This is a genomic window from Mycobacterium sp. TY814 (assembly GCF_030755175.1).
In the GTDB taxonomy this organism is placed as follows: Bacteria; Actinomycetota; Actinomycetes; order Mycobacteriales; family Mycobacteriaceae; genus Mycobacterium.
The window spans coordinates 3,034,146-3,047,747 of record NZ_JAUFRY010000001.1 but is presented as its reverse complement, the minus strand read 5'-3'; the positions used below and the strand labels follow the sequence as shown (position 1 = coordinate 3,047,747).

At 67.0% G+C, this 13,602-nt stretch carries 9 protein-coding genes and 1 pseudogene; 3 read left to right on the top strand and 7 right to left on the bottom strand.

Annotation, left to right across the window (positions count from 1 at the left end; translation table 11 throughout):
• The first annotated feature begins 53 nt into the window (after positions 1-53).
• Positions 54-650, top strand: a complete 597-nt coding sequence (locus QXH22_RS13575; protein WP_306275887.1) for a DUF5134 domain-containing protein — start codon at positions 54-56, stop codon at positions 648-650.
• A gap of 3 nt (positions 651-653) precedes the next feature.
• Here the strand turns inward: QXH22_RS13575 and QXH22_RS13570 are convergent, their stop codons facing one another.
• From QXH22_RS13570 to QXH22_RS13545, 6 genes are all read right to left on the bottom strand, one after another.
• Positions 654-4,805 carry an AMP-binding protein gene (locus tag QXH22_RS13570; RefSeq protein WP_306275885.1) on the bottom strand — a complete coding sequence of 1,384 codons (4,152 nt, stop codon included), beginning with the start codon at positions 4,803-4,805 and terminating at the stop codon, positions 654-656.
• Positions 4,792-5,025, bottom strand: a complete 234-nt coding sequence (locus tag QXH22_RS13565) for an acyl carrier protein (protein ID WP_306244514.1) — start codon at positions 5,023-5,025, stop codon at positions 4,792-4,794. The genes QXH22_RS13570 and QXH22_RS13565 overlap by 14 nt, the downstream gene beginning before the upstream one ends.
• 4 nt (positions 5,026-5,029) lie before the next feature.
• Positions 5,030-6,601 carry a fatty acid--CoA ligase FadD10 gene (fadD10, locus tag QXH22_RS13560; protein ID WP_306275884.1) on the bottom strand — a complete coding sequence of 524 codons (1,572 nt, stop codon included), beginning with the start codon at positions 6,599-6,601 and terminating at the stop codon, positions 5,030-5,032.
• A gap of 28 nt (positions 6,602-6,629) precedes the next feature.
• Positions 6,630-7,193: an FcoT family thioesterase gene (locus QXH22_RS13555; protein WP_306243488.1), complete on the bottom strand. Its 564-nt coding sequence runs from the start codon at positions 7,191-7,193 to the stop codon at positions 6,630-6,632.
• A complete protein-coding gene (locus tag QXH22_RS13550; protein WP_306275882.1) occupies positions 7,190-8,059 on the bottom strand; it encodes a TauD/TfdA family dioxygenase in 870 nt (289 codons plus the stop codon). Before QXH22_RS13550 ends, QXH22_RS13555 begins: the two co-directional genes overlap by 4 nt.
• Before the next feature lie 190 nt (positions 8,060-8,249).
• On the bottom strand, positions 8,250-9,665 hold the full coding sequence (locus QXH22_RS13545) for a PPE family protein (RefSeq protein WP_306276038.1): 1,416 nt from the start codon (positions 9,663-9,665) through the stop codon (positions 8,250-8,252).
• A gap of 164 nt (positions 9,666-9,829) precedes the next feature.
• Between QXH22_RS13545 and QXH22_RS13540 the strand changes: the two genes are divergently transcribed.
• Positions 9,830-10,639, top strand: coding sequence for a class I SAM-dependent methyltransferase (locus QXH22_RS13540; protein ID WP_306275881.1), 810 nt, complete (start codon positions 9,830-9,832; stop codon positions 10,637-10,639).
• Positions 10,640-10,696: 57 nt separating this feature from the next.
• Complete coding sequence (locus tag QXH22_RS13535; RefSeq protein WP_306275879.1) at positions 10,697-11,389, top strand: zf-HC2 domain-containing protein; 693 nt, start codon at positions 10,697-10,699, stop codon at positions 11,387-11,389.
• Here QXH22_RS13535 and QXH22_RS13530 read toward each other — a convergent pair.
• A pseudogene (locus tag QXH22_RS13530) lies at positions 11,339-13,565 on the bottom strand (heavy metal translocating P-type ATPase); the annotation flags it as partial. The gene QXH22_RS13535 and the pseudogene QXH22_RS13530 sit on opposite strands and share 51 nt — an antisense overlap.
• Positions 13,566-13,602: the final 37 nt, after the last annotated feature.

Genomic DNA, 13,602 nt, shown 5'->3' with positions numbered 1-13,602 from the left:
CGCGGCGCCTATTCTTCGATGACTGTGGGGGCTGTGGGCAAGGACGCGCGGGCATGATCGAGGATCTGCCGCTGCGGTGGATGGTCACCGGCTTGTTCCTGATCAGTGCGGCGGGCTTCGTTCTCGTCACCGACCGGAGGTCCTGGACCTCCGTGGTCAGCCACGGACTGCACGTGACGATGGCCCTCGCCATGGCGGCGATGGCCTGGCCGGAGGGGCTCGGATTGCCCCCGACACCGGCCGAGGCGTTCTTTCTGGCAGCGGCGTTGTGGTTCCTTGTCGCCGCCGTCTTCGCCGCCCGCATGATCGGCACACGCCTGGCGCGTGGTTACCACGCACTGAAGATGGCGGCGATGGCGTGGATGTACGCCGCGATGGGTGGCCATCTGGCGCCCGAACACCTGCCGACCATGAGCGCCATGGACATGCCGGAGATGGAGGCGATGCCCAGCAACTCCTCGCACGGCTGGATCACCACGGTGAACTGGATCTGGGCCGGCGTGTTCGTGCTCGCCACGTTCGTGTGGGGCTACCTCTTCCTGACCCTGCGCCGGCGGGGGGTGTGGCGTTCGAGAGTCGGCTCCGCCGTTCAGGCAATGACGGCCGCGGGTATGGCGATCATGTTCGCGGTCCTGGTGTTTCAGGCCTGACCTTCACACCGGCGCGAACAGCCGCGCCAGCAGGCTGCGCACCGGCTCTGCCGGTGCGGCGATCTCGGCGACGGATTCGACCGCGAGCCCGAGAGTCGGGGAATCAGCCAGGTACTCGCCGTAGCTGCGCGCACCGAGTCTGACGCCGAGGTCCACCCAGCCGTCCACCACCGACCACCGGCGCGGGTTCGCCCTCGCCCATTCGCTGTCGTCGAGCCGCTGCTTCCACTGCGCCACCCCGAGCTGGTCGGGCGCGAAGCCGCCCAGCAGTTTCGCGTAGTCCACGGCCTCACCGCGCACCACACTGAGTCCCCGCCCGAGCGCATCGGTACCTCCGACCTCCGGCAGCAGACGCAGGATCGCGGTCGCGGCGGCACGTCCGGTGGTGACTTCCTCGATCAGATTCAGGGCGGGGTGGGCCCGCAACGCGGCGCAGGCATCCACCACCGAGACCAGGATGTCGGCCGAGTCCTGCAATTGGCATTCCTCGCCGAGCACCCGGGGCAACCGCACGATGGTGAAGTCCAGTCCGTCCGGCGCACCGGCCACGACCAGTTCCGCGATCGCCTTGGACGCCGCGTACGGATAGGGCGCGCCGCGTGGATCGGTGACCTGAGCGTCGGTGACGTCCGCATTGACGACGAACGTCGACAGGTGCACCAGCCGGACGCCGCGGTTCGCGCACACGCCAACGATCTCGGAGACCAGATCCACGTTCGCCCTGCGGAGTTCGCGGTAGGGCACCAGCACGTTGGTGTTCCCGATGCAGTTGATGACGGCTGCGGCGCCGGTCTCCCGGATCAGATCGTCCAGCTCCACTGCGCCGAAATCGGCCGCAAGCTGTTGTATCCGAACACCTTCGACGTGGCGAAGATCCGGCCATGGGCCGTGCTCCGGTTGCGATCTGGTAGCCAGGACCACGTCGGGGCAACGGGCTCCGGAGCGTCTGAGATCCAGAATCGCCCCGGCGAAACCGGTGCCCAGAATGCCGGACGCGCCGAGCACGATGATCGTGCCGCCCGCGCTGTGCGTGGCGCGGGCTCGGGGCCGTGTGGCTGGCGTCGGTAGCTGGTCGAGGTCGCGTTGTATCTCGGCGGCCGTGCCTCGATCCATCCACGCATCGGTGATCGTTGCGGCACAGGCCAAGTCGCTGACGAGGTTGGCGGCGGTGTCGGCGCTGATGAGATCCAGGATCGAGACCTGCCGGCCGAGGAACCTGCGTGTGTCAGGGAGGATCCTGATGAGGTCCAGCGAACCGATGCCCGCGGCGAGCAACGAGGAGTTGGGCTGGATGGCAGTCCCGAGATGCCCGCTCCACATCCGGGCCAGACCGGCGGCCTTCGCGTCCGCTGCGTCGTCGTCGCGCACGGCATCCATGAACTGCGGCATGGCCCGGAGGTTCTCACTGTCGACTTTGCCGTTCGGCTTCCTCGGGATACTCGGTGCCTGCACGACGAAGAACGACGAAACTCCGTTACTCACCAGCAGGTTTCGGATGCGTGCGGCCGGATCCCCGGACGTGTCGTGGGTCCGGCCGGCCTGGAACCACACCCCGAGACGGCCGTCGTGCAACTCGACGGCGACATCGGTGATCGCAGCGTCGGAGGCTATGTGCCGGGTTATCTCCGCGAGATCGATGCGCTTGCCCGAGACCTTGACCACGTCATCTTTGCGGCCGGCGAAGACCGGGAAGCCCTGGGCATCCACGATTACCCGATCGGCGGTGGCGAAGGCGCGACGCCGTGATCCGTCGCCGGTCGTGACGTCACCGAAGCTGCGGTCGTCCGTCCCGAGGTAGCCGGTGGAGACGAGGTCCCCGACGATCACCACCTCACCGAACGCGACGAACACCGTGCCGGGCACCATCGGCCGGCCCAACCGTGACCGGGCTTCGGCGGCGATCGGTGTGCCTTCGGAAGCGATCGGCAGATAGCTTGCCACGACGGTGGTCTCGGTCGGTCCGTAGCTCGACACCAGCGCGACGCATTGTGCGGCAGCGGAATTCACCCACCTCTGCACGGCGGCAGATCGAACGGCCTCACCGCCGATGACGATCTGCCGCAGATCCGAACGCCGGAGCGTCTCGAGCGCGTCGCCGTCGTCGCACAACAGATGCCAGACGGCGGTCGGCAGATCGACGACCGTCGCGCCTGTTGCTTCCAGTTCGACGGCGAGCCGATCGAGGTCACCGGATCTCATGGCCGAGCTTCGCACCAGCTGCGCCCCGCTGAAGACGGCACCGAAGATCTCCTCGACGCTGATGTCCGAGGTCAGCGGCGCGCATTGCAGGATGGTGTCGCGCGGTCCCCAACCGTAGGCGCCGACTGCCGCGGCACAGAACAGTGCCAGCGATTCGTGGGTGACCCGAACCAACTTGGGCTGTCCGGTGGAACCCGAGGTAGGCATGACGTACGCCGTTTTGGCGCCGAGCGAGATATCCTGTGCCACTTGCCGAATACGCTCCCCGGCGAGCATCCGTGCCTCGTCATCGACCTCCGGTCCGACGTCGCCCAGGTCGAGCACATGCGCCGTCGCACCCTCCAGATGCTCGGCGACGGTTCTCGCGCGCAACGACAGTTGCTCGGCGGTATCGCACACGCTGTATCCACAGCCGGCAAGGTGGCACCCGATCAGGCAGTCAATGGTGTCGCGGCTGCCGTCGTCGGTGAGCACGACGACGTCGCCGGACGCCACGCCGTTGCGCACCAGCCAGGCAATCCAACGATCGAGGGCACGAGTCGTGCGGACCCCCTCGGATGCATCCACAAACCAAGCACGTTGCGGCGGCGTTGTTCTGAAGTTTGTGACGTCTGCTTCGACGGAACCGTCCGGGCCCACCTCAAACCACTCGCCGACGGCCTTGGCGATCGGCTGATCCCAGAGGCTCACCATCGATTGCAGCGCCTGGGCGATCCGGTCCGCGACCCCGGTCTCGGACTGCTTCTGGTCCGCCCGGTCCCAGACGGCCACGTGCAGGGTGCGCTCGCCTTCGTCCAGCACACTGGCGACCGTCCTGGCCTCAACCGGGCCGATGTCCGTCGCGACCGGCGCTTCGGCCAGGAACGGGCGCAGGCTGGGCGCGCATGTCTCACGGATGAAGTTCAGTGTCAGCGCATCGACATGGGTGGTCCGGTTGATCGCGAGATACATTCGGCGGTAATGCTCTTCACGTAACCACCGGCGCCGGACGGCCTTGACGTACGCGCGATCGACCCCCCGGACCACCTCCCGCACCGACGCAAACGGGGCGAATCTGACCGGGTGCGCCACCGAATTGACAAGGCAGGTAGCGACATTGAGTTCCGGATCGGCGAACCTGTTGTCCACCGCATGCACCAGAAGTCCGTCGGTGCAGTGCCGCATGCCGGCGTCCACCGCCAGTGCCGCGGCGGCCACCAGAACGTTGAGCGGAACCTGCTCGGCGTCCGAGAGCCGCAGGATCGCGTCGAAGGCGACTCCCGAGATCGTCACGGATTCGCGCAGCACGCCTTTGGCGGCGGCACCCGCACCGCGGGAGGCTGCACTGCCGCCACCGAGGCGGGCATCCTCGGCGAGTTCCCGCTGCACGGCCGAACCGAGACGCTGCGCCGCTTGGTCGACCTTGTCCTGTTCCCGGAGGTGGGCCGCCGCCAATTTGGCCAGACCCTCGGCCAGGGATGGCGATTCGCTGGTTTCGGCACCCGAGAGGTGGTGCGCCAGGCCGGCTTCGATGAGCGCGGTGGCGCCGCCGTCGACCACGATGTGGTGTGCGTGTACGTCGAGGCCGGTCACGTCACCGTTCTGGTCCGTGTAGACGGTGTACCGCACCAGGGCCGTATCGAGGATGCCGGTGGACCAGGTGTGCTCGAGTGCGAAATCGCCATTCTCGCAATGCCGTTCGCTTGAGCGCACCCGCACGATGTCGCCGAACCGCAGCCGGGGTACCAGACAGGGATGATCGGTCTCCGTCGCCGGCGTCTCCAGAACGCAGAGCTGTACCGGGTTCTCGCAGACCATCGCCTCCAGGGCGGCCAGGAAACGCGGCAGTGGTATCGGCAGGAAGCGATACTGCTTGCCGATCAGGTACAGCGACGAGTCGCCATCCTGCAGCACCCCGTTGTAGAGGTTCTGCTGTGACCGACTCAGCGGGATGCGCTGCATGTCAGGCGCGCTCACAGAGATTCTCCAGCTCACGGACCCATCCCGCGATCGACAGGTCGTCCGCGAGACGCGACGGCACGTCCGATTCCCGGTCCACGTCCAGCTTCTTCATCAGAAGAACGAAGCGGACCGAATCCAGGCCGAGGTCGCGAAGATCGGTGGCATCCCCGTCGTGCAGGTCCTCGTCATCGATGTACAACACATCGCACACCGCAGCGAGCACCCTGTCCCTGATCGTCTCAGCCATGACTATTGACTTCGCCCACCGACGCGGCCAACGAGGCCCGCATGACCTTGCCGGACTGGGTCCGTGGGATCTCAGGGACGATGGCGATCGTCGAGGGCCGCGCCATCGATTCCGACTGTTGCCGGAACCGCGCCGCGATCGTCTGCTTGAGCTTGCGGGCTGCCGACTCGTCCAATTCCGCGGCAGGGACCACAGCCAATCCCACCAGCGCCCCGAACTCGGGGTCCGGAATCTCGTAGCACGCGGCTTCCCGGACACCGTCAGCGCCTTCGGCGATCCGGTCGACCTCGTCGGGCGCGATGTTCACCCCGCCGGAGATGAACATCTCCGACGATCTGCCCTTGATATAGAAGAAACCGTCGTCGTGACGCTCCAGCAGATCCCCGGTGTTGACCCACCCGTCGACCAGAACCTCTCGGGTCCGTTCGGCATTGTTCCAGTACCCCAACATGTTTGCCGGAGACTTGATCCAAAGCGTGCCGAAGGATGCCGAGGGCGGAGCATCCGGGGTCGCGGGGCCGGGGCCGCCGGCATCTGACAGGTACACCTCGACTCCCGGATAGGGCCGCCCCACCGCGCCCGCCTCGATCTTGCTGATCGAGTCGTCGTCAGTCGGTAAACACAAAGCAGTACAACCTGTTTCACTCAACCCGTAGACCTGTGCGGTGCGCACGCCCAGCGCTTCGATGAACCGGACATCGGACGCGATCGCCCGCGATCCGCCGTAGCCGACCAGTCGCAGGGACGGCACCTTCTCGTCGGTGGCCTTCAACTCGGCGACCAGTTTGGAGAGCAACGTCGGCACCACGCACGTCGTTGCGATCTCGTTCCTGCCGAGAATCTCCCGCAGTGATGTGGTGTTCTCACCGCCGGTGACGCACACCACCCCGCGCATCAAACACGTGAGTATCCACCACAATCCGCCGATGTGCGTCGCCGGAAGGGGCGAGTAGGTGGTTTCGCCCTCCACCCAGCTCACCCAGTTCAGGCCCGTCTCCCGCAGAATGTCCGGGACGGCGTAGAAGGTGCGGTTGGCCAGCAGCACCGCCTTCGGCTCGCCGGTGGTTCCGCTGGTGAAGATCATGGCCAGCGGGTCGTCCGCGCCGCCTCGCGGGCAACTGTAGGGGTCGCCGGTTTCCGCGTCGGCGCGGGCGCCCACGTCGACCGTCATCGCCGGTATCGAGCGCAGGTTCGGCGGGAGGGCGCAGAGGTCGATCCTGCTTCCGGGCGCGACGAGAATCGCGACCGGAGCGGTGATTTCGCCGAATCGGCCGATGGTGGCCGGCGGAAGGTTACCGTCGGCCAACACCGCGATCGCACCGAGCTTCGCGCAGGCCAGCACCGCCAGATATGTCTCGGGTCCGTTGTCCGAGAGGACGAGTATCCGGGATCCCGGGCCGGCGGACTGGCCCCGGAGGGCCTCGGCCACCGCGTTGACCGCGGCCACCAATTCGGAGTACCGCACGGCGCTCGTGCCGTCGCAGCGGCGCAGGGCGATCGCCTGCGGCCGCTGCCGGGCCTGCTCGAAGACTCGCTGCAAAACGGTCAAAGGTAAGTCAGACATGAACTTTCGGGTGCTTTCCGTGATGCGTTTACGGGATGTTGAGGGCCGCGAGTTCGACCTCGCCGGAGGCGGCGCCACCGTACTCGTCCCAGAACTCCATGGCGCACTGGATCGAGAGGTAGCGCAGTCTCCGGTCGACCACCACGAAGTCCCGGCACAGCAGACGCGCGGAGAACTTCTGGGCGTGGATCATCTGCTTGAACCGGGAAGCGGTGTTCTTGATCAACATGCTGGGCAGCTGGTGGTCGAAGTAGTCCGAAATCGACCAGCCCCGCAACACCGGGATCTCCTCGTTGAGGATCGCCGGCGCGAATGCGCTGTACGCAAGCTGGTTGAAGCACAGAATCAGCTCCGCCGCGTTGAAATGTCCCGTGCTGCGAATATAGGCGGGTTCACTGATCGTGAAGTTTCCGTACGCGAGCACCGAATCAGCGGTGGCCTTGTAGCTTGCGTCGATGAGATAACGGCAGTCTTTGTACGCGTAGGGCTCAAGAACCTTGACCAGCAGGTGTTCCTCGATCGGGACGGTCTCGCTGATGTCGGTGAATTCTGCCCGCGTCGGCGCGAACGGAGACAACGTGATGGTACTCATACTGGATATCCTGGTGTTTTCAAGCCGTCCAACATCGTCAGGCGGTGGGTGGTTAAATGGCCGGCGGCGGTGCCGTGCTTTGCCCGGTGCATAAGGGTGCGGTTGTCCCACAGAATGATGTCGCCGACCTCATAGTGCTGGGTGTGGATGAATGGCGACTTGTACTCGGTGTCGAGCTGACCCGTCGCCTCCATCAGTTCCTGGAGAATGGCCGGGTCGAGCACATTACCGTCTTTGTCTTCGATCTTGGTGGTGCCCGTCGCGCAGATGTAGAGGATCTCCTGCCCGGTGTGCGGGTGCCGGATCACCGTCGGCCACTTGATCGGAGGGGTGGTTCGGTTGATCTCGTCCCAGACCTCGCCGATCGGCCGGTAGACGTCACGCGGGCGAATCTTGATGTGGCGCCGCGGATCATGAGTGCTGAAGGTGCCGCGAACCGGGTCCCGCTTCGCGGCCGGCAGCGATTCCCAAACCCGGGTGAGATCGATGAAATAGGTTCCGCGATCCGGTCCCGGCACGGTCAGCGGCAGCACCATGGAAAACGCGAACGGCTCTGGCATGAACATGTAGTCGATGTGCCAGAAGGCGCCGGTTTTCGGAACGCCCTGCCCTTCCTCGGTGGAGGACACGAAAATTTCCGGGTGCTCCTGGTGATGGTAGAGGGGCTCGTAATAAGGAACGATTTGTCCGACTATCCGGCCGAGCTGGATGAATTGCTCCGGAGTCGGGTGGACATCTTTGAGAACGACGAGTTTGTGGGTGTATACAATCTCGCGGATCTCTTCAGTGGACAGATTGTCCAAATTTGCGGGGTCGAGCCCGGTAACCTGAGCACCGAGCCCTTCACCTTTTACGTTAAGTGTCATCGACTGCCTTTCTGGTCAATTGATGGATGGGTTCCTGCGGGCATGATCAGCCGTGATGGTGCGACCCCCTTGTTTTCCGGATGATTTCGCCATATCGCCTCGCGGCGCGGCTTGAGATGAACCGAGAGTGTCAGCAACCGCTTGGCGGTTTCTTGCGTAATCCTTGACGGAGTCTCAACGAGTGTCGGCATCATCGCCGCCCCGGTGTTGCGTCGGTCGGCCACGTGGCGGGCAGCAACGGCAGCGTCGCGTCCGACCCGTCGTCCGTCAGGCGGGCGATACCGGCGGGCGCTTCGGCCCGGGCGCGGGCGGTGCCGGCGAAGCCGAGGCCATCCGCTCCCCGGGTGCTCGCGATGGGGGCCTCCACGTCGGCGCCCGCCGCGGGTGCGTCGTCCAGTTCCGCTGTGGCATCGAGGAATTCGTCCCGGTGCCCACGTACTCCGACGGCGACTCGTCGCCGGCGCCGGCTCTGCGCTCTCGCGGCTGCCACCTGGGCCGGTGCCGCGGCGTCGACGGTATCCGCCACGCTGTCCGGCGCCTTCTGTCCTACCCTGGGGCCGGAGCCGACCCCGGGTGGCGCCAGGCCGGGAATGGCGTAGCTGATGACGGACGCCGGCGCAGCGCTGCCTGCCGGGGCCGGCGCGGCGACACCGGGCGCGGGGTTGCTTGCCGGCGCGCTGACACCCGGTGCGGCCGACACACCCGGCGTGACAACGATATTCGGGATCGGGTCGGCGCGGGCAACGATGCCGGGTTCGGCGGTCACCGGCAGCAGTCCGTCCGGTAGATCGCCGATCAGAAACGGAATCAACAGCCGCAGCGCACTCAGCGCGCTGAGGGCAGGTGTGAAGAACGGCAGCAGCAGAAGGGAATACGAGGCGTAGTACGGGTACCAGAGCAGGTCGTACAGGAACAGGGCGATCACCGCAAGCACCACAGCGGAGGCGGGACTGAGCCCGAGTTGCTGGAAGAAGTCCAGGAAATACTGGTAGGGGTTGGCGATCAGATTCTGCAGATCCGCGATGAGTTGCGCAATCGTGTCCGAGGCGGCGGCGGGCGCCGCATCACCCTGCGCTTCGGCAGTGTTCGTCAGGATGGGGGGTGCTGGTCGGGTCTCGGGTGTCGCTGCCAGTGCGCCCGTGGCGACGGCCTGGTAGGCCGTCATCGTCTCCGCGGCCTGGATCCACATGCGGACGTAATCGGCCTCGTTGAGCGCGATGGGAATCGTGTTCAGACCGAAGAAGTTGGTGGCGACCAGCACTCCGTGTACCGCGTGGTTGGCGGCCAGTTCCGCGAGGGTGGGCATGGCGGCGAGGGCGGCGCTGTAGGCGGCGGCAGCCGTTTCGTGCTGTGCGGCAGTGCTCGCGCTGTCGGTCGCGGCCTGTTCGAGCCATGCCAGGTAGGGCCCGTGGGCGGCAACATACTCCGCGGCGCTGGTGCCCTGCCAGCTACCCGCCTGCACGTCGGCGAGGACCTGGCTCAACTCGACGGCCGCAGCGCTGTAATCGACGCTGAGGGCTTGCCACTGTTGCGCAGCAAGCAGCAATGATCCCGGCCCCAGCCCGGCGTTCAACAGAGCCGAATGCTCCTCCGGAGGCAAGGCCATCCATATCGGGCCGGTCAGGCCTTTCACCTCCTTGCACGCTTGCACGATCGATTGCGCGAGGCGGATTGCCCCGTCGTGTGTTAGTCGCACCCGGGTGGCCGAAAGTTCCCGCGGACACCGCAAGCCCATCTCGGCACAGCCGCGTCATCAGTACTGTCTGAGCCATGCCCGTGTTCGACGCCCGTCACCTCGGCGGCGTATCCGAGACCGCACTGCTGACGCTTCATCAGCGAGCGACCGAGGCCTCCCGGCCGGACGGCATCATCGACGACCCGATGGCCATCGCCCTGCGCGACCGGATCGACTACGACTACCACCACTTCGGCCGGACCCATCAAGCCACCGCCCTGCGGGCACTGGCCTTCGACAACGCGGCCCGTGAATTCCTCGGCGGCCATCCGCGGGCGACCGTCGTCGCACTGGCCGAAGGGCTGCAGACCAGCTTCTGGCGCCTCGACAACGGCGAACTGAACTGGCTCTCGGTTGATCTGGAGCCGATCGTGCACATCCGTCAACAGCTGCTGCCGGCATCCGACCGGTTGCGGTACTGCGCCCAGTCCGCCCTCGATTACTCCTGGATGGATCAAGTCGATGCCGGCAACGGCGTGTTGATCACCGCCGAGGGCTTGTTCCAATACTTCGAGCGGCCAACGGTATTCGCGCTGATCGAGGCATGCGCCGGCCGATTTCCCGGTGGCCGCCTGGTCTTCGACAGCATCCCGTGGTTGCTGAGCGTGTATTCGCGGCGGCGCGGCTTCAAACTCAGCGAGTTCTACACAGCCCCGCCGATGCCGTTCTGGTTCACCGCCAACCAGTACGCCGAACTGTGCGCCATCCCGGGCGTCCGCGCGGTTCGCGAATTGCCGGCGCCGGCGGCCCGGGGCAGATTTCTGCCGAAGGTAGTCGCGATGACCTACCGATTCTCGGTCTTCGACCGGCTACGGGCCCCCACCACGCTCGTGGAGTTCGGATAAGTGGGAAGCCGATAACGGACCGGGAACAAATCGCGGCTCATGCGCGACTATTAAGACATGGATTGCGAGGTGGCGCGCGAAGCGCTGTCGGCCCGGCTCGACGGTGAGCGCGAGCCCGTGCCGTCGGCGCGGGTCGATCAACACCTGGACGAGTGCGGTGCTTGTCGCGAATGGTTCGACCACGTGGGTCGCCAGGCCCGTGAACTGCGCCGCCTGGTCGAGTCTCGCCCGGTGATCGTCCCGGTCGGGCCGATCGGAACGCAGCAGACCCCGCGGCGCTTCGCCCTGAGTTGGCATCGCTGGGCGCTGCTCGGCGTGGGTCTGGCACAGCTGGCACTGGCGGTCGCGCAGGGCGTGGGCCTCGACGTGGGCCTGCATCATGGGATGAACAACGGGAGCCACCTGCTCAACGAATCCACGTCGTGGTGCGTCGCACTCGGTGTGATCATGGTGGTCGCCGCGCTGTGGCCCGCCGCGGCCGCCGGGCTTGCCGGCGTGCTGACGGTGTACGTCGCGGTGCTGGCGGTGTACGTCGCCGTGGATGCGGCCTCGGGTGCCGTCAGCCTCGGGCGGATGCTCACTCACCTGCCGGTGGTACTCGGCGCGGTCCTGGCGACCATCGGGTGGCGCAGCACGCCGGCGCCCGGGCCTGCGCCGCAGGCAGCCGAACCGGATATCATGTTGCCGCAGAACGCAACCCGTGGGCGTCGGCGGGGCCATCTGTGGCCCACCGACGGCTCGGCGGCCTGACCGGCGGTTAGCGGTCGGCCCCGAAGTTACGCAGGCGCAGGCTGTTCGACACGACGAAGAACGACGAGAATGCCATCGCCGCACCGGCCACCAGTGGGTTGAGCAGCCCCGCGGCGGCGATCGGGATCGCGGCGATGTTGTAGCCGAAGGCCCAGACCATGTTGACCTTGATGGTGCGCATGGTCGCCGCGGCCAGGCCCAGTGCCAGAGGCACGACTTCCAGGTCGTCCCGGACGAGGATGACGTCGGCGGCACCGATCGCGACGTCAGTGCCGCGCCCGATGGCCATCCCCAGATCGGCGCGTGCCAGGGCCGGGCCGTCGTTGATGCCGTCTCCGACCATCGCGACCACATGCCCGCGGTCGCGCAGCTGCTCGATGACGTCGACCTTGCCTTCGGGCAACACGTCGGCGATCACCTCGTCGATACCGACGCGGGCCGCCACCGCCGCCGCCGACGCGGGGTTGTCACCGGTCAACAACACCGTTCGCAGTCTGCGCCCGTGCAGCGCCGCCACGGCGGGGACCGCCGAATCCTTCACCGCGTCGGCGACCGCGATGACTGCGCAGGCCGATCCGTCAACCTCGACGAATACCGCTGTCTCACCCCGTGATTCGGCATCGCGGCGGGCGGTGTTCAGCGCCGGCGAGCCGCCGGGCCCGGCGATCCACGAGGGCTTGCCGATCCGGACAGTGCGCCCGCGCACCGTGCCGCTGACGCCCCGGCCGGGCACCGCGCGGAAATCGGCGACCGACCCCCGCTGCGTTGCGGCCGCTGCGATGGTCAACCCGATCGCGTGCTCGGAGGCCGCTTCCACGGTCGCCGCCAACTCCAGAACTTCGTCGGCGTCCCAGCCTGGGGCGGCCGTCACCGCGCTGACCGCGAGCTTGCCCGTGGTGAGCGTGCCGGTCTTGTCGAAGACCACGGTGTCCACGGCGCGAGTGGCTTCCAGGGATTGATGGCCCTTGAGGAAGATGCCGAGCTGGGCGCCGCGACCGCACGCCACCAGCATCGCGGTGGGCGTCGCCAACCCGAGGGCACACGGGCAGGCGATGACGAGCACCGCGAGCGCGGCCGAGAACGCCCGCTCGGGTCCCGCGCCGGCGAGCAGCCAGCCGGCCGCGGTCAGTCCCGCGATGGCGAAGACGCACGGAACGAACACCGATGCGATGCGGTCGGCCAGGCGCTGCGCGTCGGCCTTCTGCACCTGGGCTTCCTCGACGAGGCGGACCATCCCGGCGAACTGGGTGTCGGCGCCGACGGCGGCTGCCTCGACCACCAGTCTGCTGTCCAGCACGACGGTGCCGCCGATCACCTGGGCGCCCGGGTGGACCTTCACCGGCTTGGCCTCACCGGTCATCGCACTGACATCGACCGCTGCGCAGCCCTCGACTACCAGGCCGTCGGCGGCGATCGTCTGCCCGGGGCGCACCACGAAGCGCTGCTGTTCTTTGAGCTGGTCCGCTGGAATCACCAGCTCCGACCCGTCGGCTTGCAGCACCGCGACGTCTTTCGCGCTCAGCGCCGCCAGCGCCCGCAGCGCCCCGCCGGCCCGAGATTTGGCCCGTGCCTCGAAATACCGGCCGGCAAGTACGAAGACCGTGACCCCGGCCGCGACCTCGAAGTAGATGGCGTCGCTGCCGAGCAGCGCCTGCCACACGCCCTTGCGCTCGACGGACTGATGCGTGCCGAAGGCGGTGTGCAGCGACCACACCGTGGCGGCGGTGATTCCGACCGAAATCAGCGTCTCCATCGACGCGGTCCCGTGCATCGCGTTGCGCAGCGCAACCTTGTGGAACGGCCACGCGGCCCACACGACGACCGGCAGCGCCAGCAGGGTCAGCACCCATCCCCAGCCGGTGAATCGGGAGCTGGGCACCACCGCGAACATCACCGACAGGTGCGCCAGTGGCACGAAGAACACGGCGGCCACCGCCAGCCGGACCAGCAGGTAACGGGCGTGATCGGCGTCCGGGTCTCCGGCACTGCCACTGCCGGCGGTACGCGGCTCGGCCTGGTAGCCGGCCCGCTCCACCGCCGCGCACAGGTCCTCCGGGTCGATGTCCCGGCTGAGCTCCAGCGTCGCCACCCGGGTGGAGAAGTTGACCGACGCCCGCACCCCAGGCAGCTTGTTCAGGGTCGATTTCACCTTGAGGGCGCAGGCCATGCAGGACATCCCGGTGATGTCGAGTTGAACCCGCTGCACCTCTGCG